Annotated in this window: 11 protein-coding genes; 8 read left to right on the top strand and 3 right to left on the bottom strand. The window is 77.5% G+C overall.

Annotation, left to right across the window (positions count from 1 at the left end; all coding sequences use genetic code 11):
- From IEY96_RS23150 to IEY96_RS23120, 7 genes are all read left to right on the top strand, one after another.
- Positions 1–306: hypothetical protein (locus tag IEY96_RS23150; RefSeq protein WP_229791817.1), on the top strand; the 306-nt coding region annotated here is incomplete at its 5' end.
- A 1-nt stretch (position 307) separates the two neighbouring features.
- A complete protein-coding gene (locus IEY96_RS33205; RefSeq protein WP_189196911.1) occupies positions 308–5,101 on the top strand; it encodes an FG-GAP-like repeat-containing protein in 4,794 nt (1,597 codons plus the stop codon).
- Positions 5,098–9,612, top strand: coding sequence for a hypothetical protein (locus IEY96_RS23140; protein WP_189196910.1), 4,515 nt, complete (start codon positions 5,098–5,100; stop codon positions 9,610–9,612). The genes IEY96_RS33205 and IEY96_RS23140 overlap by 4 nt, the downstream gene beginning before the upstream one ends.
- A complete protein-coding gene (locus tag IEY96_RS23135) occupies positions 9,609–11,450 on the top strand; it encodes a hypothetical protein (RefSeq protein ID WP_189196909.1) in 1,842 nt (613 codons plus the stop codon). Before IEY96_RS23140 ends, IEY96_RS23135 begins: the two co-directional genes overlap by 4 nt.
- A gap of 41 nt (positions 11,451–11,491) precedes the next feature.
- A complete protein-coding gene (locus tag IEY96_RS23130; RefSeq protein ID WP_189196908.1) occupies positions 11,492–13,291 on the top strand; it encodes a hypothetical protein in 1,800 nt (599 codons plus the stop codon).
- On the top strand, positions 13,288–14,964 hold the full coding sequence (locus IEY96_RS23125; RefSeq protein WP_189196907.1) for a hypothetical protein: 1,677 nt from the start codon (positions 13,288–13,290) through the stop codon (positions 14,962–14,964). The genes IEY96_RS23130 and IEY96_RS23125 overlap by 4 nt, the downstream gene beginning before the upstream one ends.
- 421 nt (positions 14,965–15,385) lie before the next feature.
- On the top strand, positions 15,386–16,243 hold the full coding sequence (locus IEY96_RS23120; protein ID WP_189196906.1) for a peptidoglycan-binding domain-containing protein: 858 nt from the start codon (positions 15,386–15,388) through the stop codon (positions 16,241–16,243).
- A 15-nt stretch (positions 16,244–16,258) separates the two neighbouring features.
- On the opposite strand, the gene IEY96_RS23115 is transcribed toward IEY96_RS23120, so the two are convergent.
- From IEY96_RS23115 to IEY96_RS23105, 3 genes are read right to left on the bottom strand one after another with little or no spacing between them, the layout of a single operon-like run.
- Complete coding sequence (locus IEY96_RS23115) at positions 16,259–17,356, bottom strand: glycoside hydrolase family 18 protein (RefSeq protein ID WP_229791816.1); 1,098 nt, start codon at positions 17,354–17,356, stop codon at positions 16,259–16,261.
- Positions 17,357–17,411: 55 nt separating this feature from the next.
- Positions 17,412–18,185: a nucleotidyltransferase domain-containing protein gene (locus IEY96_RS23110; protein WP_189196905.1), complete on the bottom strand. Its 774-nt coding sequence runs from the start codon at positions 18,183–18,185 to the stop codon at positions 17,412–17,414.
- Between the two features lie 44 nt (positions 18,186–18,229).
- The gene (locus IEY96_RS23105; protein WP_189196904.1) at positions 18,230–19,165 is read right to left on the bottom strand and encodes a diacylglycerol/lipid kinase family protein; all 936 of its coding nucleotides are present in this window, start codon (positions 19,163–19,165) and stop codon (positions 18,230–18,232) included.
- Positions 19,166–19,320: 155 nt separating this feature from the next.
- Here IEY96_RS23105 and IEY96_RS23100 point away from each other — a divergent pair.
- Positions 19,321–20,530 (top strand): hypothetical protein (locus IEY96_RS23100; RefSeq protein WP_189196903.1); only part of this gene is annotated, 1,210 nt, incomplete at its 3' end.

The following is a 20,530-nucleotide window of genomic DNA, read 5'->3' as shown; positions in this document are numbered from 1 at the left end:
GACCTGCTGGCCCGGTTCGCGGCCACCGCGCCGGCCGCGTTCGCCGGCAGCCGCCGCTCCGGGCCGGCCCGGTTCACCGGCCCGGTCCTCGGCCTCGGCGACGCCGGCCGCGGTGACGCCGGACTCACCGCGCCCGCGCCCGCGCCGCGCCGCGCCGCCGCCCGCGGGCCGGTGCCCGGGCCGCGTACCGCGGCCGAGGCCGAGGCCGAGGCCACCGAACCGTCCCGCCGTGCCGGCACACTGCGCCGGCCCCGGGTCCGGGTGCCGCGCCCCCGGATCGTCCCCGCCGAACTGGAGGTCTGCTGACATGGGTGGCCTGCGTTTCCTGCCCTGGGTACGCGACGGCGTCGCCCGCGTCGTCGCCGACACCGACCCGCTCGCCGGGGCCCTGCCGCGGGCCCGCGCCGCGGTCGACCTGACCGTCACGGCGCTCGGCACCGAGACCGCCACCGGGGCGACCCGGGAGATCACCGGCACCTCGACCGCGCTGCTGCACGGCCCCGGTGACGTGGTCGGCGTCGACCCCGAGGAGATCATCCGCAGCTTCCCGGCCCCCGGCGCGGAGAACGTCGAGGTGTCGATGTTCGCGGCCGTCGAGTTCGACCGCCCCGACCTGCCCTGGCTCTACACCCCGGCCCGGCCGGACGCCAACGGCGGGCTGCGTCCCTGGCTGGTGCTGGTCGTGGTGCCGGTGGACGGCGGCGGCGCGCTGCGCACCGAGGCCGGTCAGGCGCTGCCCCGGCTGGCCACCACCGTCCGCCAGCTGCCGGTGCTGGCCGAGTCGTGGGCCTGGGCGCACGCCCAGGTGCTGGTCACCACCGAGGACGAGGACGTCTCCGCGGTGATCGCCACCGCGCCGGAGCGGACCCTGTCCCGGCTGGTCTGCCCCCGCCGGCTCGCCGCCGGCGCCGAGTATCTGGCCGCGGTGGTCCCGGCCTTCGAGGCGGGCGTGCGGGCCGGTCTCGGCGAGCCGGTGGCGGACACCGGCCCCCTCGCTCCGGCCTGGGGACCCGGGTCGGCACATCCCGGCCCGGACGACGCCGTGCTGCTGCCCGTCTACCACCACTGGACGTTCCGCACCGGGCCGGACGGCGACTTCGAGTCCCTCGCGCGGCGGCTGCGGGCCCGGCCGCTGCCGGCGGACGTCGGCCGGCAGCCGGTGGACATCGCCGCGCCCGGCGGCGGCCTGCCCGCGCAGGCCGAGGAGGGGGTCGAGGGCCGGTCGGTGCTCGGCTTCGAGGGCGCGCTCGCCTCGCCCGCGATGACCCCGACCGCCTGGGCCGACGACGTCCGGGCCGCCTGGCAGGGCGCCCTGACCGGGCTGTTGCGGCACTCCGCCGACCGGCTCACCCCGCCGCTCTACGGCGACCTGCACAGCCAGGAGACCCAGCTCCCCGCGCCCGGCGCGGAACCCCGCTGGCTGGCCGGGCTGAACCTGGACCCGCGGCACCGCGCCGCCGCGGCGCTCGGCACCCAGGTCGTGCAGCGGCACCAGGAGGACCTGGCGGCGGCGGCCTGGCAGCGGGCCGCCGAGATCCGCGAGGCCAACGAGCAGTTGCGCCGCGGTCAGGCCGCCCGCGACACCGCCGAGGCCCTGTACGCCCGCCGGGTCGACCCGGACGCACCCGGCGCCACGGTCGGCGACGACCGGCTGGTCGCCCTCACCCGCCCGGTGCACGACCTCGTCGAGGTGTCGCACCCCGGGCTGGCGGCCGACACCGCCGAGCCGCTGGACCGGCGCCTCGCCGGCAACCCGGGCGCCGCGGCGGCCACCTCCGCGTCGGTGCGCCGGCTGCTGCGCCCGCGCGGCCCCCTCGCCCGGCGGGTCGACACCGACGGGGCGGCGGCGCTGACCCGGCTGGCCGGCGGCGCCAGCGCCGTCCCCGCCGCCCGGGTGCCGGCCGGCGGCACCGTGCTGGACACACTGGTCAGCGACGGGCGCGGCGTGGGCGACCTGACCCGCGCCGTGATCGAGGCGGCCGCCGCGAACCCGTGGTGGCACACCGGCACCGGCGCCGTGCGCGCCCTCGCCGCCCCGGCCACGGCGCTGGCCGCCGACGATCCCGTGACCCGCGTGGTCACCAACGGCGGTGACCTGCTCACCGGGGACCGGTTCTTCGTCGGCGCGGCCGACGGCCGCCTGTTCGAGCGGCGCCGGCTCGGCCCGGACCGCTGGGTGTGGCGGGACCACGGCGCCCCGCCCGGCACCGCGGTCGCCACCTCCGGCGCCGTCCTGGCCCCCGGCCGGGCCTACGTGCGGACCCGCGACAGCCGGCTGTTCGAGCGGAGCTGGGACGGGGACCGGTGGGTGTGGGCGGACTGCGGCGCACCGGCCGGCGGCGTGCACAGCCGCCCGGTGGCCGGCGGCGGGCTGATCTACGTGCTCGGGGGCGACACCGCACTGTGGCGCTTCGACCCGACGGGCCGCTCCTGGACCTCGCTGGGCACCCCGGTCGGCGGCACCGAACGGCTCTGGGGCACGCCCCGGCCGTCCTTCGTCGGCGTGCTGGTCGCCACCAGCAGCAACCGGCTGTTCGCCCACAGCGGAGCGTGGCGGCAGATGCCCGGCCCGCCGGTCTGGGGCTCCCCGGCGGCCGAGCACGTCCACCCCGACCACCGGCGCGCCGTCGAGTACGTCACCCCCGACGGCCAGCTGGTGTCGCTGTACGGCGACGGCGCCACCCAGCAGCACGATCCCGTGCCGGAGGGCCGGCGGGTGATCTCGCTGGCCCAGGACGCGCCCCCGTTCGGCAACGAGGAGGAACCGGGCATCGCCACGCTCACGGTCAGCGCCACCAACCCGGCGGACGTGCGCCTCATGACCCGCTACCTCTGGTACCACGACGGGCAGGAACGGTTCATCTGGGGCTGGCGCACCGAGACCACCCAGGTGCCGGCCGGCGGGTTCGGCGCGCACCGGCCCGGGCCGCTGGTCGGCGACTCGCGCGACGGCGAGCTCTTCGCGGTCACCGCGGACGGCCGGCTCACCTCCTGGCGCTGGGCGTACCCGCGGCCGACCGCCTGGGTCGACCACGGCACCCCGGCCGACCCGCGCGGCGCCGGACCCGTCGACGCGCCCGCGCCGGCGCACGTACGGTTCGCCCCGAAGGTGGGGCTGCTCTCCTCGCTGGTCTTCACCCACACCGTCACCCAGGGCGCCGGCAGCCGGCCGCGTGCCCAGGTCGCGCACAGCCTCGCCGAGGACGGCGCGGTGCGGGAGCCGGCGCTCACCGCCGCGGTGGACGGGCCGGCCGTTCCGGCGGTCGCCCGGGCCACCGCCAGCACCCTCGGCGCCGTGCTGCCCACCGCCCGGCCCACCCTGGTCACCGCCGCCCTCCTGCCCGGCACGACGACCGGCACCGCCCGGATCGCCTACTGGATCGGCCGTGAGGCGGACGCGAACGGGGCGGCGGCCGGCGGCTGGACCGGCCCGTTCGAGCTGCCCGACCCGGTCAGCGCGGAGGCCGCCGGACTCGACGTGGCCCTGGCCGACCTGGACGGCGACGGCCGGCCCGAGCTGATCGTGGCCTACGCGGTGAACCGCGCCGGCCGCACCGACAACCAGGTGTTCTACCGGATCGGCTGGCGGCTGGACGAGACCGGCGCGGTCGCCGACGGCTGGACCGACTCGCTGCCCACCCCGATGCAGCTCGGCTCCGTCAACTCCGTCGGTGTCGACGTGGTCGACCTGACCGGTGACCAGACGCCGGACCTGCTGGTCTTCGCCACCGGTGCGGTGGGCGGCGCGCCGGTGGCCCGCTACCTCGCCGGGAAGGGCCTCAACCGGCGCGGCCGGGTCGTCGGCGGGTGGACCGTGGCGCGGCCGGTGCCGGACGAGGCGGCCTTCGCGACCGCCGAAGGGGCCGGTGTGGCGGTCGCCGACATCACCGGCACCCGCCGCCCCGACCTCGTGGTGGCCCGGCGCAACGGCGCCACCGTGACCTGGCGGGCCGCCTTCGACCTCGACCCCGACGGCGTACCGGTGAGCTGGACCGCCGCCATGACGGCCACCGGCGCCGCCGAGGCGGGCGCCCGCGGCTGCACGGTCACGATCGCCGACCTGCGCGCCGACCTGGTCGCCGACCGGGCGAAGATGGGTGACGACTTCATGTCCGCGGCAGCCGCCCACCAGGGCCGGCTCGCCCCGGCGCAGGCGCTGGCCCGCGACCACCACCCGGCCCCGGTGGCGCTGGACGACGCCGCCGCGGCGGTCCGCGAGACGGTCCGCCCGGAGACCGCCGTGGCCGGCGAGGTGCTGGCCGGGCTCACCCTCGGCGACGGTGACCTGGTCGACGCCCTGCCGGACAGCGGCGACCCGCTGCGCCGGCTGCTCGCCGGGGTCACCTTCGACGTGCCCGCCTACGAGCTGCTGCGCGGGCTGTCCCAGGAGCACGTGGTGCCGAACCTGCCGGCCGTCGCGCCGGAGACGATGACCGCGCTGGCCGCCAACCCGCGCTTCATCGAGGCGTTCCTCGTCGGGCTCAACCACGAGATGAGCCGGGAGATGCTGTGGCGGGAGTTCCCCGCCGACCCGAGGCAGACCTGGTTCCGGCAGTTCTGGGACGTCCGCGGCGCGGTGTCGGCGGGCGCGCCGCTGACCGACATCCCGCCGCTGACCGACCCGGCCTGGCGCAACGGGGCGCTGGGCAGCCACCTCACGGCGGTGGGCGCGCCCGGCGAGCAGTCGCTGGTGCTGGTCATCCGCGGCGAGCTGCTGCGCCGCTACCCGTCCACCGTGGTCACCATGCGGGCGGCCACCTGGACCGGCCCCGAGGAGCGCACCCCGACCGGGCCGGACGTGCTGCCCATCTTCAACGCCTGGCTCTCCCCCGACCTGCTGCTGTTCGGCTTCCCGTACACCGCCGAGGTGGCCCGCGGGGCCGACGGGTCGGCCGGGCACTTCTTCGTGCTCCGCGAGCAGCCCGCCGCGCCCCGCTTCGGGGTGGACCTCACCGGCGACCCGCCGCCGCCGGACGCGGTGGTGTTCGCCGCCCGGCAGGGCCGCAACGCCGCCGACACCGCCCGCGCGGTGCTGCAACGCCCCGTCCTCCTGGCCCGCCACGCCAGTGACCTGCTACCGACGCCGGAGAGCCAGTCATGAGCACCTCGACGTACGCCGCCGACCGGCCGCCGCTGTCCGGCGCGCTGACCGGAACCCCGTGGACGCTGACCGCCGCCGCCCCGGCCGTCCTGCTGCCGGTGCGCCTGGAGACCCGGTTCGCCGGCGCCACCCTGAAGATCCGCGTCTACCCGGACCAGATCCATGTGGACGACCACGAGCCCGGGCTGACCGCCGAGGAGATCGCGGCCGGCCGGGCGTACTGGGGGGACGGGCGGCCGGGCGGGCCGAACGCGAACCCGGACGAGGCGGCCTGGACCGACCTGGTCCGCCGCTTCGGCGCGCCCCGGGCCGGCTGGATCGCCCGGGTCCTCGAGCCGGTCGGCGGGGTCTTCCCCGATCCGCTGACCCGCACCGGCCCCTGGTGCGAGCCGGCCCGGGCCCGGCTGCTGCCCACCCAGTGGTACGCGGTCGGCCGCACCGCCGGCGGCAAGCTGTTCAGCGGCACGTCCGACCCGGTGACCCGGGACCTGGCGGTCGGCCCCAGCCCGGTGCCCGACGCCGCGACCGGGACCATCGACCCGGCCGACGAGGCGCTGCCGATCGACGCCGGGATGCGCTGGACGGTCGACTTCGCGGCCGCCAAGGCCGCCGGCATGGCGTTCACCGTGACCGTGCCGCTCGACGCCAAGGGCGAACCGGAGCGGATCGAGCGGCTGGTGGTGTTCGGCCTCGACGCCGCCACCGGCCCGGCCGGGTCGGCCCGCGCGCTGGCCCGGCTGCTGGAGGCGCACGCCGCCACCGACGGGCTGGCCTTCCTCGCCCCCGACACCCCGACCAACAACACCGGCTCGGACGCGCCGGCCGCCGCGCCGACCGCCGGGGCCGTGTCCACCTCGGACAGCGCCGCCGGTGCCGCCGCGCCCGAGGCGGCCGCCGCGCTGGCCGCCGCCGCGCTGGGCGTGCCGCTGACCGCCGCGCCGGACGACGCTCTCACCGCCGCCCGTCGGGCGCCGGCCCGCGCCGGCGCGCCCACCGGACTGGCCCGGGGCGGCGGCGCCACCGCCGTCGACCGGCCCGCCGGGCGGCTGGTCCGCCGGCTGCTCTGGCCGTCCAGCTTCGGGGGCCTGCTGCGCCACCTGCTGCCGGTCGCCACCCCGGCCGAGCGGGCCGCGGTCCGCGCGCACTTCGTGGCGCACGTGCACGCCGAGGGTCCGCTGCCGACGCTGCGGATCGGCCGCCAGCCGTACGGGCTGCTGCCGGTGGCCAGCCTGCGGGACTGGCAGGCGGCCGGGCCGGGTGAGGCGAAGGCGGTGGCGCTGCTCACCAACCTGTGGCGCAAGGTCTGGCTCGCCTCCCCGGTGCCGCGGATCGTGCCGGGCCTGGCCGACCCGGAGGCGACCCTGCTGGAGATCCTCGGCACCGACGCCCGGGTGCTGGAGGTGCGGGCCCGCAGCATGCTCGGCAACGAGTACGTGAGCTGGCTGTGGCGCTTCGCCCGGCTGGGCCTGGGCCCGGACTGGCGGGAGCAGGTGGTCGAGCCGGCCCGCGACCTGCTCGCGGCGCTCGGGCTGGGCGGTCCCACCGACCCGCGGCTGTCCCTGGCGGTCTTCGCGAAGCAGGCGTACGCGCTGGGCACCCCGCTGCTGGACGGGCCCGGCGCGCCCCGGGCCGGACGGGTGCGGGCGTACCTGGACGCGCTGGCCGCGGTCGGGCTGCGCGGCGACGAGGTGCCGGTGACCCCGGGCGACGGGCCGGTGCCGCTGTTCCACCGGCTGCTGCGGGCGGCCCTGATCGCCGAGCACTCGGCCGCCGCGGACGCCTTCGCCGCCGAGGCGAGCCTGCCCGGTGCGGCGGAGCTGCCGGAGCCGGAGCTGGTCGACATCCGCCCGCGCGAACGCACCCCGGTGCTGCGCCGGCGGCTCGCCCTGCCGGTGCCGGGCACGAACCAGGACGTCGGCGCCTACCTGGCCGGCACGTCGGCGGACCCCCGGCAGGTGCGGGCGACCGCCGACCTGCGGGACTTCCGCACCGCGCTGACCGGGCTGCGCGACGCCCTCGACGCCGGCCTGCCCGCCGCCGACCTGCACCGGCACGTGGCCGGCACGCTCGGGCTGGCCAGCCACCGCCTGGACGCCTGGATCACCTCGCTGGCCACCCGCCGGCTCGCCCAGGTGACCGCCGGCCCGGCGCCCGGTGTGCACGTCGGCGGCTACGGCTGGGTGGTGGACCTGGCGCCGGCCGGCAAGCCGGCCATGGTGGACCGGCCGGCGGACATTCCGGCGTCGGTGGCCCCGCCGACCCTGCCGCTCGCCCCCGCCGGGGCCGGCCACGTGCACGCGCCCTCCCCCGCGCAGGCGGTGACCGCCGCGGTGCTGCGCAGCGCGTCGCGCAGCCACGGCGGCGACCGGGCCCTCGCGGTGGAACTCTCGTCCCGCCGGGTCCGCCTCGCCGAACAGCTCCTCGACGGCGTCCGGGCCGGGCAGAGCCTCGGCGCGCTGCTCGGCTACCGCTTCGAGCGCGGTCTGCACGACCACCCGGCCGGCCCGTGGGACCAGCTGCTGCCGGCGCTGCGCCGGCTCGCCCCGGTTCGCGCGCACCGGGTGGACCCCGCCGACGACGGCCGTACCCGGGTCGCGGTCACCGTCGAGTCGACGGCCACCGTGGACGGCCTGGAGCTGCACCGGCTACACACCGCCGGTGGGTTGGACGGCTGGCTGGCGGCCCGGCCGGCCGGCGAACGCGCCGCCGTCCTCACCGTGCTCGCCGACCTGGCCGACGCGGTCGACGCGGTCTCCGACACGCTGCTCGCCGAGAGCGTGCACCAGCTCGCCCTGGGCGACACGAACCGGGCCGCGGCGGCCGTGGACGCCGCCTCCGGCGCGGCCACCAGCCCACCCGAGCTGCACGTCACCCGGACTCCGGCGACCGGGGCCGCGCTGACTCACCGGGTGCTGCTGCTGGTCAACGTGGACGCCCGGTTCGACCGGCTCCGCCAGGACTGGCCGGCCGCCCGTGGCCACCACCCGCGGCTCGCCGGGGCCGCCGTGGACGCCCTCGCCAGCGTGCTGCTGCCGCCGTCGTTCCGGGTCTTCTGGCGCTACCGGTGGCACGCCCCGGACGGGGTCACCGCCACCGTCTGGCGGCCGGCGAGCCTGGATCGGATGCAGGTCCCGGCGGTCGACCTGCTGGCCGCGCCACCGCACCCCGGCCGGCCCGACGACGCCGAGCTGGACCGGCGGATCGCGCTGGACGCCTGGGGCCCGCTGCGCCCCGCCGAGGTCGGCGACGACTGGAGCCTCGAACTGGACTACGACCGGGATCCCGGCTGGCCGCTGGAGCGGGTCAGCCTCGCCGAGTTCCTGCACGCGGTCACCGTGCTCCGCGACCTGTTCGGCCGGTCCCGCCCGGCCGTCGCCGCCGACCGCGGCGACGACCCGTCGGTCCCGCCCCAGATGGACGCCACCACCAAGGCGCAGGCCGACGAGACGTGGCAGGCGGCCCGGCAGGCCGCCGCCGGGCTGGCCGCGCTGCCGGCCCCGGACGCGGCCGGCTGGGACGAGCCGACCGCCCGGACCCTGCTGACCGTGGCCGCGGGCCTCGGCGTGGTCGGCGCGGTGCCCCCGCCGGTCCGGCCGGGCGCGGCGGGCGCGGTCGCGGACACCGCGGCCACCGCCCGGTTCGAGCTGGACCGCCGGCTCGCCGCGCACTGCCGGGTCGTCGCCGAGCTGCACGACCGCACCCCCTGCCCGCCCGGCGGCTGCACCTGCGACCCGGCCACCGACTTCGACCGGCCGGACGTCCCGCCGGCCCGCCGCCGGGAGACGCAGATCGCCCGGCTGCGCGCCCTGCTCGGCCCCGACATGCCGGTGCTACCCAAGGCGCTCGCGCCGCAGCCGGCCCAGCTCGCCACCGCCCTGGCCGCCAGCGACGCGCTCCAGGGCGGGTCACCCCATCCGGTACGCCGCTGGCTGTCCCGCTACGGCCGGGTCCGCCCCGCCGTGGGCCGCCTCCAGGAGGTGCTCACCAGCGCCGACGCGCTCGACGCCGGGGGCGTGGTGCGGGTACCCGCCACGGTCACGGTGGCGCAGCTGCCGTACGCCCCGGGCGACCGCTGGGTCGGCGAGGCGGCGCCGAGGGCCGGCACCGAGCCGCTGTCGCTGGTGGTGGTCGCCCCCGGCGGGATCGACCCGACCCGCCCGGTGCAGGGCGTCGTGGTCGACGAGTGGACGGAGGCGGTGCCGGCCGAGAAGGCGCAGACCGGGCTCACGTTCGAGTACGACGCGCCCGGCGCGGCCGCCCCGCAGGCGGTGCTGCTCGGCCTGGCCCCGCAGGGCGCCACGAACTGGCAGCCGGCGGGTCTGGTCCAGGTGCTGGACGAGGCGCTCGACCTGGCCCTCGCCCGGGCCGTCGACCTCGACTCGCTGGGCGCGGCCGGGCAGTTCCTGCCCGCCCTCTACCTCCCCACCAACGTGGCCGAGACGACGACCACCACCGACTTCGTGCCGGACGCGACGCTGACCCCGCAGGGCGGACAGGAGGCCAACCGATGACCACCGTCGAGGAGCCGCGCACGGTCACCGAGGGGCCCTCGGTGACCACCTGGACCCGGCTGGAGCCACGGACCCGGCGGGCCGACCTGGCGCCGGCCGTGGACGCCCGGATCGCCGACCCGCTCTGGCTGCTCGCCCGTCAGTGGCAGCTCGGCGAGTTCACCGGCGAGGACGCCGGCTCCCCGGTCGCCGCCCGGGTGCACGCCGAGGTCGCCCCGTTCACCCGCTACCGGCCGGGCCCCTACTCGGGGGCGGTGGGCCTGCCCGCCGGGGTGCCGTGGGAGGCGCTGGTGGAGCGGGAGCCGGCGGCGACCGCCGGGGACCTGCGCCACGCCGTGGAGAGCGGCCAGCAACTGCTGCGGCTGCTGGCCGCCGCCGGGGCCGGCGAGCTGGCCGGCCGGGTGTGCGCCGCGTACCCGGTGCCGGCGACCCCGCCCGACGGCGCTTCGGCGGCGGACCCGGAGACGGTCGGCTACCTGCGCATCGCCGCCGGCCGGGTGCCGCACGGCGACCTGGCGCTGCGGGCCTGCGCCGAGGGGCGGTTCGCCCGCGAGATCGAGGTGCCGGCGGCGCTCGCCGCCGCCGTGGACCGGGCCGTCGCCGACTGGTACGCCTGGCTGGGCGTCCCCGCGCGGCCCGCCGGTCCCCGCCCCGGCTACCTGCTGCAACTGCCCGCCGTGCTGGCGCCGGGCGGCACCCGGCCGGCCGCGCCGCCGTGGCCGCCGGCCGACTTCACGCCGCTGTACAGCACCCCCGGGCTGGAGGGGCCGGCGTGGCTGCGGGAGCGGCTGGAGCACGAGGCGGCCGTCGCCGCGCACGACGGCCGGGCCGAACTGGTCCTCACCGCCCACGAGTACGACGGGAACCGGCTGGACTGGTACCACTTCGACCACGAGCCCGGCACCACGCTGGAGGCCCGGCCGGCCGTCCAGGACGTGGTGAAGGTGCTGCTGCCCACCCCGGTCGCGTACGCCGGCATGCCGTCCACCCGGTTCTGGGAGCTGGAGGACGCCCGGGTCAACCTGGCCGGCATCGGCGCGGGCGCGGGCGACCTGGCCCGGATGTTCGTGCTGGAGTACGGCCTGGTCTACGCCAACGACCACTTCCTGCTCCCGCTGGAACTGCCGGTGGGCTCGGCCACCCGGGTGCGCTCGCTGCTGGTCACCGACACCTTCGGCAGCCAGACGCTGGTGCCGGCCGCCCCCGAGGGCGTCGCCCTGTTCCGCCCGGCCGGTGCCACCGGCGGCGGGGCGGCCGACGTGCTCGTCCTGCCGGCCACCGCGGCCGCCACCCTGGACTCGGCGCCCGTGGAGGAGGTCCGACTCGGCCGGGACGAGACAGCCAACCTGGCCTGGGCCATCGAACGGACGGTCACCGGCGCCACCGGCCGGCCCATCGACCGGACCGCCCAGGTGGGCCGGGCCGCCGTGCCGCCGCGCCCGCCGGCCGACCCCGACGCGGACGTGCCCGCGCTGTCGTACGCCTTCGCCACCACCGTGCCGGAGAACTGGGTGCCGCTGCTGCCCGGCCCCACGCAGGACCGCCCCGACGTGGTCCGGCTGCGCCGGGTGCCCCTGCAACAGCCGAACCGGGACGGCGCGCCGGTCGCGGTGACCGGCTACAGCCGGCTGCTCGACTGGCGCGAGCGGGACGGCCGCCTCGTCGAGCTGGCCTTCCCCGAGGAGGAGGTGCCCCGCGCCGGCAGCCGGCTGCTGCGCCGGTGGCAACTGGCCCGGTGGGCCGACGGCTCGGTGCACCTCTGGCTCGGCCGTACCCGGCACACCGGCGCGGGCGAGGTCTCCAGCGGCCTGCGCTACGACACCGTCCAACCGCGCTGACCATCCCGCCCGCGACCGACCCAGACAGCGGAGAACTGCTCATGACGATCATCTGGAAGAAGGACCTGCCGCTGCCGATGGCGCGGCCCCGGTACTACGACTACGAATACCTGCGCGCCGACGACCTCACCCAGGCGCTGGACTACCTGCTGGCCCGGCAGAACCTGGCCGCCCGGCTGCTGCGCCCGGTGGGCGTGGTCAGCGGCCTCGACCTCACCGCGACCGGCAGCGACGTGACGGTCGGCCAGGGTGTGGCGATCGACGGCGACGGCAACGTCATCGTGCTGCCGGACAGCCGGCGCACCACGCTCCCCGGTGACGGCACCTTCTTCGTCTGGATCGAGTACCACGAGTTCCTGACCGACCGGCGCGACGAGGGCGGCGTTGCCGCGGAGACCCGGTGGACCGAGGAGGGGCTGGTCAAGGTCAGCGCCACCGCCCCCACCGACACGGCGCACGCGGTGCTGCTGGGCAAGGTGGCCCGCACCGGCGGCACGGTCACCGTCCAGGGCACCGGCCGGCAGGTCGCCGGGCTGCGGGTGCCGGTCGGCGCGATCGTGCCGGCCGTAGGCCCCGGGTCGCAGGCCGGCATCACGTTCCCCACCGACCCGGGCGGCGGCTCCGGCGACGAGGCGTACGTCCGCTACTGGGCGTACAGCGGGGAGAACACGATCCTGCGGATCGCCAACAACAACGATCCCGACGACCTGATCGCGTTCACCCAGTACGGCGCGGACCGGCTGCGCATCGGCGGCGGCATGCTGCACCTGGGCAGCCTGGAGGGCGCCACGGTCAGCGCCGGGCAGGTGGTCAGCGCGCTCGGCTTCTGGGGGCCGGGCGTGCAGCACGCGCAGTTCTCGTTCCGCGCCGGCAAGGGCTTCGAGCTGGTCGACCGCAGCGCCGACGGCCCGAACCTGGCCTACACCGAGGGCAGCAAGCCGTACGCCGACCTGGCGGTGAAGGAGCTGCGCGCGGCGACCCTGCGCGGGCGTGGTGGGTTGTCGGTGGTGGCCGAGGGCGGCCTCGGCCTGCGGGCCACCGGCGGGGTCAGCGTGGTCAAGGACGGCACCGGCAACGGCGACCTGAGCGTCGGGGGCGTGCTGACGGTCGCCGGGAACCTGAACATGCCGAACTGGACCTGGATCAACGGCGGCACCCGGCTGCACATCGGCGGCCCGGAACGGCTCTACCTGCTCAACGCCGCCGGTGTGCACATCGGCTTCGGCGGCGTCGGTGGCGCCGACAGCGGCTGCCTCTTCGTCGAGAACCGCAGCTCCTTCGGCGGCGACATGCGGGTGACCGGCAAGATGGTGGTCGGTCCGGCGACGCCGCCGCTGGCCTCGTGGAGCGGCGGCGGCATCAGCACCTTCGACCTGTTCGCCTCCGGCGCCATCTACCTCGGCAACAGCGAGGCCAGCGGCTACACCATCAGCCTCAACGCCGCCACCGGCGTCATCAAGGGCAAGTCGAAGCAGTTCGCCATCGACCACCCGCTGGACGGACCGGACGCCACGCGGCGCCGGCAGCTCGTCCACGCCGCGCTGGAGGGGCCGGAGAACGGCGTCTACTACCGGGGCGAGGGCCGGCTGGAGAACGGCTCGGCCACGGTGGAGCTGCCCGCGTACTTCGAGGCGCTGACCCGGTCGGAGGGGCGGACCGTGCAGCTCACCCCGGTCTTCGAGGACGACGAGCCGGTCTCGGCTCTGGCCGCGGGCCGGGTCCGGGACGGGGCGTTCCGGGTCCGCACGGTCGACGGCTCCCCCGCCTCGCACGCCTTCTGCTGGCAGGTCACCGCGATCCGCGCCGACCTGGAGCCGCTCGCGGTGGAGGTGCCGGCATGATGCCGACCGGCTGGTGCCCGGGCACCCGCACCGTGACCGGCATGCTCGGCACCTACCCGGGGACGAGCTGCGTGCGGATCTTCTTCGGGCCGGGTGACGGGCTGCCCGCGGCGGCCTGGACCGACCCGCGGCAGCGGCTGGCCCAGGCGCCCGCCGACGCCGACGTGATCGTGTCGCACAAGGACCCGGACGTGGACGCCGCCGCGTTCGTCAATGCCTGGCAGGCCACCGGCCGGACCGGCCGGCTCATCCTGGTGCCGCACCATGAGCCGGAACAGCAGACCGGCGGCGACCCGGCCCCGGCCGCGTTCCGCACCTCGTGGTCCCGGACCCGCACCCAGGTGGGCGACCATCCCGCGCGGCACGACGGCCGCTTGCGGCTCGCGGTCTGCTGGACCCTGCAATGGGTACGCCGGGTCGACGCCGCCGGACGCCGGGTCAACGACTGGCGCACCTGGTGGCCGGAGCACGAGGCCGCCGCCGTGGACCTGGTCCTCGCCGACTGGTACCCGTACGACCCGACGGCCCGCAACCCCTTCCGCCCGGCCGGCTACGAGGAGCCCGCCTCCGCCCTGGCGATCATGGTGGAGCTGTCCCGGGCCACCGGCAAGCCGTGGGGCATCGCCGAGATCAACCATCCGCGGATCACCACGGCGGGCGGCTACCCGTCCGACCTGGACCCCGACGGCAGCCGCTGCGCCGCCTGGTACCGGCGGATGCACGCCTGGGCGAAGGCGAACGGCTGCCAGGTCTGGTCGCACTACCACCGGGACGAGGGCGACCTCACCGAGCGGAAGACCGAGCAGCAGGCGCTGCGCGAGCTGATCGCCGCAGAGGCGGCCGCGCCCCGCCGGCTCGCCCCGGCCCTGGAGACGCTGCGCGCCGAGCTGACCCGGCGCTGGCCGGGCGCCGGCCGGACCGTGGTCGACTCGGCCCACCACGCCGACCACCGGCCGAACGCCCGGGGCTCGGTCGACGCGCTCGACGTGGACGTCACCGGCGTGGACACGGCGGCGCTGCTCGCCGCGTTCCAGCGCCACCCGTCGGCGGCGCACTGGATCCACGCCGGCGCCACGGCCGGCGCCGACGACGGCTGGACCCGGCGGCCGTACGCCGGGACCGACCCCGGCAAGGACCGCCTGCACCTGGGCATCCGGTCCACCGAGGCGGCCGAGCGGGACCAGCGCACGTGGGGCCTGGTCGAGGAGGCCGGGTCCGACGCCACGCGATTCCTGGCGCTGCTCAAGGACCCGGCGGTTGCGTTCCAGCTGCGCGCGCTGCCCTGGCAGTACGTCGGCGGCGGCATCCCGAAGGGCATGTCCACGCTCGGCGTGCTCAACGAGATCGTGCAGACCGTCCGGGTCATCGGCGAGACCGTCGCCGGGCAGGCCGCCGACCCGGCTCCGGTCCGGGCGGCGCTGGCCCGGCTGCCCGAGCCGCGCCCGGCCGCCGACCCGCCGGAACCGCCCGGTGGGGCGGCGGGAGCGCCGCCGGTCGACACCACGCGGCCGCCGGGCGGGGCCGGCCTGCTCCGGACCCCGGCCGAGGTCGACGCGCTCGCCGACGCGGTGGCCGCGCGGGTCCTCGCCGCGCTGCCGGCGCACGCCTCCGGGGTGTCCGGCGGGGACCTGACCGCCGCGCTCCGGGCCGCGCTGGCCGACCTGACGGGATGAGCCGGCGGGCGGGTCCGCCCGCCGGCTCGTCCGATCGGGTGAGCGGGCGGCCCGGGCGGCGGAGCGGCCGGCTCCGCCGATCCCGCGGTCGGCCCTCCGGTCGGCGGGCGGCCCGCACGATCGGCGGGCCCCGGCGGCCACCCGGGTCGGCGTGGCGCTGATAGCCGACTCAGGTGTTGCCCCGGTGACCTGCGGTTTCGACAGTGGAAACAAGCTTCGCCGCGCACGCCGCGGCGGTGATCCGCCGGCGTGTCGCGCCGCCGCGCGACGCCGGCCCGAGCAGGAAGCGGAGGCACCGCGATGGACACCGTGACCATCGACCCCGACTACCAGGTGACCGTCTTCGAGGAGGACGACGACCCGGAGACCCTGATCGGCGACGAGATCGAGTACGACCTCGCCGCGGAAGAGGAGCAGTGACGTGAGCGCCCACCTGGCACCCGCGTTGCGGGTGCTCCGCGACGAGATCAACACCCGGTGGCCGCACCGGGACCACAGCTCGGACGGCTGGATCGGCGACGCCGCGCACCAGGCGCGCCGCTCCGACCACAACCCGGACGGCGACGACGCCTCGGTCAACGCCCTGGACGTGGACGTCGACGGCATCGACCCGCTGCTGGTGGTGCGCCACGCCATCACCCACCCGTCCTGCCAGTACGTGATCTGGAACCGGACGATCTGGAGCCGGACCCGCGGTTTCACCGCCGCCCGCTACACCGGCAGCAACCCGCACCAGAAGCACCTGCACGTCAGCGTCAGCCACCAGCGGTCCCTCGAGGACAGCCGGCGGCCCTGGGGCATCGCCACCGCGGCGGTGATCCGGCTGGGTGACCGGGTCCTCAAGAACGGGTGTCGGGGCAGCGACGTCCGCGAGTTGCAGACCCTGGCCAACCGCCTGAACGCCCGGCTCACCGTCGACGGCGGGTTCGGCCCACGCACCGCCGCCTGGGTCCGCGTGTTCCAGCAGGCCCGGAAGCTGACCGTGGACGGGATCGTCGGCCCGGCCACCCTGGCCGCCCTGCGGCAGGCCACCGCCCGGCCGCAGCCGCAGCCGGGACGGGCGCCCGGGTGCCGCACGCTGAAGCGCGGCAGCACCGGCGAGGACGTGGCGTTCGTCAAGCGGTTCATCGGCACCCGCCGGTGCGGCCCCACCGGGGTCGACTTCGACGCGCGTACGGAGGACGGGGTCCGCTGGTACCAGCGGATGCGCGGGCTCGACGACGACGGCGTCGTCGGCCGGCTCACCTGGGGACAGATGGGCGTGCGGATCACCTACTGACCGGGCGGGACCCGGTCAGCTCTGTCGCAGCGCCGGCATCGGCACCGGCACGGCCAGCGCGGTCGCCCCGGCGCCGGCGCCGCCCTCGCAGGTGTTCGGCGGCACGGTGCCGATGCCCCGGGTGGCGGGCCGTTCCGCCGCCCAGAACATGAAGCCCAGCATGCCGGCCGTGCTGCCCGCGCCGTGCGGGGCGACGCTCTGCACGTACGGGGCGGCGGCCTTCTGCACCGAGGTGGCGTAGTCGACGCACTCGGGCAGCGGCTTGCCGCCGTAGGCCAGGTAGACCGCGCCGGTGAACTTGGCCGGGGCGAGCGGGGGCACCGGCGGGCTGTACTGCGGCTTGCCGTCGACGTGCTCCTGCCAGTTCGCCTGCGCGGTGCCGGCCGAGACGGGCCGGGCGGTGACCATGGCGTTGGCGTAGTCGAGCACCGGGGCGTCGGTGCGCAGCCAGTCGGCGGTGGCCTTGCGGTTGAGGTCGATCAGCCAGCGGTCGCCGGCGGCCACGTCGATGGTGAGCCGGGCCGGCGGGCGGGCGCCGGTGGCGTCGTAGGGGTGGACCGCCCGGTAGGCGTCGATGAAGGACTGGAGGCCGGCCAGGTTCGGGCCGGTGTTCTGCTCGTAGTCGATCTCGATGCCGACGCCGAGCCGGGTGGCCACCGCGGCGGCCCGCTGCCCGAGCAGGGTGGGGTTCTCGGCGAGCGCGGTGTCCCAGTCGTCGGTGTAGGTGATGCCGCCGACGGAGAGCATCACCCGGACGCCGCGGGCGGTGAAGTACTGCACGATCTCGGCGGTCATGCCGCGCGGCACCCCGTCCAGGGTGGTGGCGTCGGTGGTCTGCCGCAGCAGGTCGAGCGGGTTGACGAAGCTCAGCACCACGAGGTTCACCGAGGGACGGCCGTCGCCGCGGTCGACCAGCCAGTGGTTCTGGCTGTCGAACTGGGCGACCGTGCGGACCGTGCCCCAGGTGCAGAAGTCGTCGCCGCAGTGCCAGGCGCCGTAGACCTGGACCGGGGCGGCCGCCAGCGGCGCGGGCCCGGGCGGGGGCGCGGCGACGGCCGGGCCGGTGGTGGCGAGGACGAGCAGGAGTGCGGCCAGGAGTACCGAGCGTCGCATGGGGACCTCCCCGACTGTTCAGTACGCCTTGTTTACAGTAGAGCGACGACCTGCGTCAATGCGTCCCGGCGATCCGCTCCAGCACCCGTTGCTGGAAGGCGCGCGCCTCGGGTCCGGCCGGCGGCGGGCCGCCCCGGCGGGCCGCGATCGACCGGCGGATCAGCCCGCCGTCCGGGTCGTCGGCCGCGAGCCGCCGCCCGGCGTCCACCTTGCCCAGCCAGACGCCGTCGCGGCAGCGGACCAGCGCGCGGCAGGCGCCGAGCACCGCGTCCTCGGCGCCGGGGGCGGGAGCGTCGCCGGGCGGGGTGGGCAGCGCCAGCCACCAGCGCAGCGCCTCGACCAGCAGCCGCCGCAGGTCGGCCGGCCCGGGGTCGGCGAACACCTCGGCGGCGGGCGGGCCGAGCAGGGCCAGCCCGGACTGGCGCAGGATGCTGCGGTCGAGCGCGTACCAGAACCGCCCGTCGGCGGCGGGCCGGTCGGCCGGGTCGTAGGTGGCGCGGAACGGCATGGTGGCGCCGGTGTTCAGCTCGACCTCGAAGCCCGGCTCGGGCGTGCCGGAGCCGGCCACCTCCCGCCGGTAGACCACCAGTTCCAGGCCGCGCGCCGGGCAGGGCAACGCCTCGTGCCGCAGCCGGTCCACCAGCGCCCGCTTCACCGGCCCGGCGACCGGCCGGACGACCACCAGGGCCACGTCCACGTCGCTGCGCCCCGGCTGGTACGCGCCCAGCCCCACCGAGCCGGCCGCGTACGCGCCGACCAGGTCGTCGCCGAGCACCGCCCGGGCCCGCCCGACCAGTTCGTCGAGGTAGCGGCGCACGTCGGAGTCCATGCCCGCATCCTGCCCGGTCCGGATCGGGGCGGCGCGGGCCGGGGTCACTCCGCCGGGTCGGGGCAGCAGACGGTCAGCGCGACGGGGACCACCTTCACCTTCAGCCGCTTCGCGGTGCCGCGCGCGCCCCCGTCCAGCTCGTACGTCTTCGGCTCGGCGAAGCGGACGGTCACCTTCCGGCCCCGGGTGATCCGGACGAACGGCGACTCCTCGGAGCGGCCGGCGGCCATCCGGCCCAGCGTGCGGGCCCAGTCCACGGCGCCGCTGGCGGTGGAGACGCCGATCTCCAGCGCGCCGTCGTCGGGGCGGGCGTCGTCGAAGGCGGGGATGCCGCCGGTGATGGTGCCCACGTTGCCGAACAGCACGCAGCTCGCCTCGCCGTCGAACCAGTCGGCGCCGTCGACCCTGATCCGGGTCCGTACGCACTCGCCGCGGACGTGCCGCAGCCCGGTCCAGACGTACGCGATCCGGCCGAGCTTGCCCTTGAGCTTGCGGTCGGCGTCGCGGATCAGGTCGCCGTCGAACCCGGCGCCGGCCATCACGGCGAAGTGCTCCCCGTTGAGCCGGCCCAGGTCCAGCTCGCGCCGCCGGCCGCGCAGGGCGATCCGGACCGCCTCGGGCAGGTCGGCGGGGATGCCGAGGTTGGTGGCGAAGAGGTTGGCCGTGCCGGCGGGCAGGATGCCCATCGGCACCCCCGACCCGGCGAGGGTGTCGGCGCAGCGCTGGACCATGCCGTCCCCGCCCCAGACCAGGACCAGCTCGGCGCCCTTGCCGAGCGCCTTGCGCACCTTCTTCGGCGCCTTGCGGCTCTTCGGCACCTCGTACCAGAGGAGCCGGCCGACCCCGGCGGCGACCAGGTTGGCGCGCAGCTCGTCGAGGCCGCCGCCGAAGGTCTTCTTCCGGTGGGCGACGACCGCGACCACGCCGGCCGGCGGCGCGGCGGCCTCGGTGTCGGGGCAGTCGACCGTGCTCGTGCTCATGACCCCCGGTGGTACCCCACCGCCGGACTTTCCACGCCTGCCCGGATTCGCGACGCGCCCGATTTCGATCAGCCGCATGCTGTGATCAATCGACTTCGTTCGGTAGAGTGCGGTCGGTGATCGCCGGCGCTGGCCGGAGATCGGGGGGTGCCGGGATGACTCGACGGGGCGCACGGCTGACGCGGGTCGCGCTGCGTCTCGGCCTGCTGCTCGGCGGGGTCGCCGTGGTCTGGGGCGCCCACGAGGTCGCCACCGGCGCCGCCGCCCACGCCGCCGAACGCCCGCCGGCCGGGCCGCTCACCGCCGCCGTCGACCTGCTCACCGACACGCTGCACCCACTCCTCGGGGCGGTCACGACTCCCCCCACGTCCGCCGGTGCGGCCCCGGGCGCCACCCGGCCCGCGCCACGCGACCACGCCACCGCACCCGCGCCGTGCGACCGCGCCGCCCCGCGCACGCCACGCGAGCACGCCACCCGGCCCGCGCCACGCGACCGCGCCACCGCCTCAGGTGAGCGCGCCACCCCGCGCGACCGTGCCGCCGGGCCCGCGCCGCGGTACCGCGCCACGCCGACCCGCGAACGGTTCCGCCCGCGGCCCGACCAGCGTGCCGCCAGTCGGCCGGAGGGCCGGCGGTCCGCACCGGCCGCCCGTCCCGGATCGACCCGGGAGGACGCACGGCGACCGGCCCGCGACCCGGGCACGCCGGCACAGCGGGCACCCCGGCCGGGCCCCGGTGGAGCGCTCGACGCGGTCGTCGGGCCGGTGCGCGCCGGGGTGCTCGACCCGGTGACCGACGCCCTCCGTCCGGTCACCGACCCACGGCGCAACAAGGTGCTCACCCCCGTCGGCGGCCTCCTCGGGCCGGTCACCCGGCCGGTCGGTTCCGGCGTGCTCACCCCGGTGGCCGGGGTGCTCGCCCCGGTCACCAGGCCGCTCGCCCCGGTGCTCGGCCCCGTGTGGCGTGCCCTGAAGCCCGTGCGTGAGCCGCTGGATCCCGTGCTGAAGCCGATCAAGCCGGTGACCGACCTGCTGGACCCGCCGGCCGGCCAGGAGACCACGCCGCCACCCGCCACGCCCCCGCCGACCGATAATCCCGGCACGCCGCCCCTCGCCAACGCGGGCGGCCCGGCCCCGGGCGTCTCCGCCGGCGACCTCGGCTCCCCGGCCGGTGCCGAAAACCCCGGCTCCCCGCGCGGTGCCGGAGAGCCGGTCGAGCCCGGCCCGCGCCGGGCGACCGTGGGCCACCCGGCGCAGGCCGGCGCCGCCACGGGGTCCGCACCGGCCGGGACCGAGCGGCCGCGCCCGGTGCTGCCGGAGCGCGACCGGGTCCCGGCGACGCCGGTCCCGGCGGGCAGCGGCGGCG

Origin of the sequence: Micromonospora fulviviridis (assembly GCF_014648395.1) — a bacterium.
In the GTDB taxonomy this organism is placed as follows: Bacteria; Actinomycetota; Actinomycetes; order Mycobacteriales; family Micromonosporaceae; genus Micromonospora; species Micromonospora fulviviridis.
This window is presented reverse-complemented; position numbering and strand designations above follow the sequence as displayed.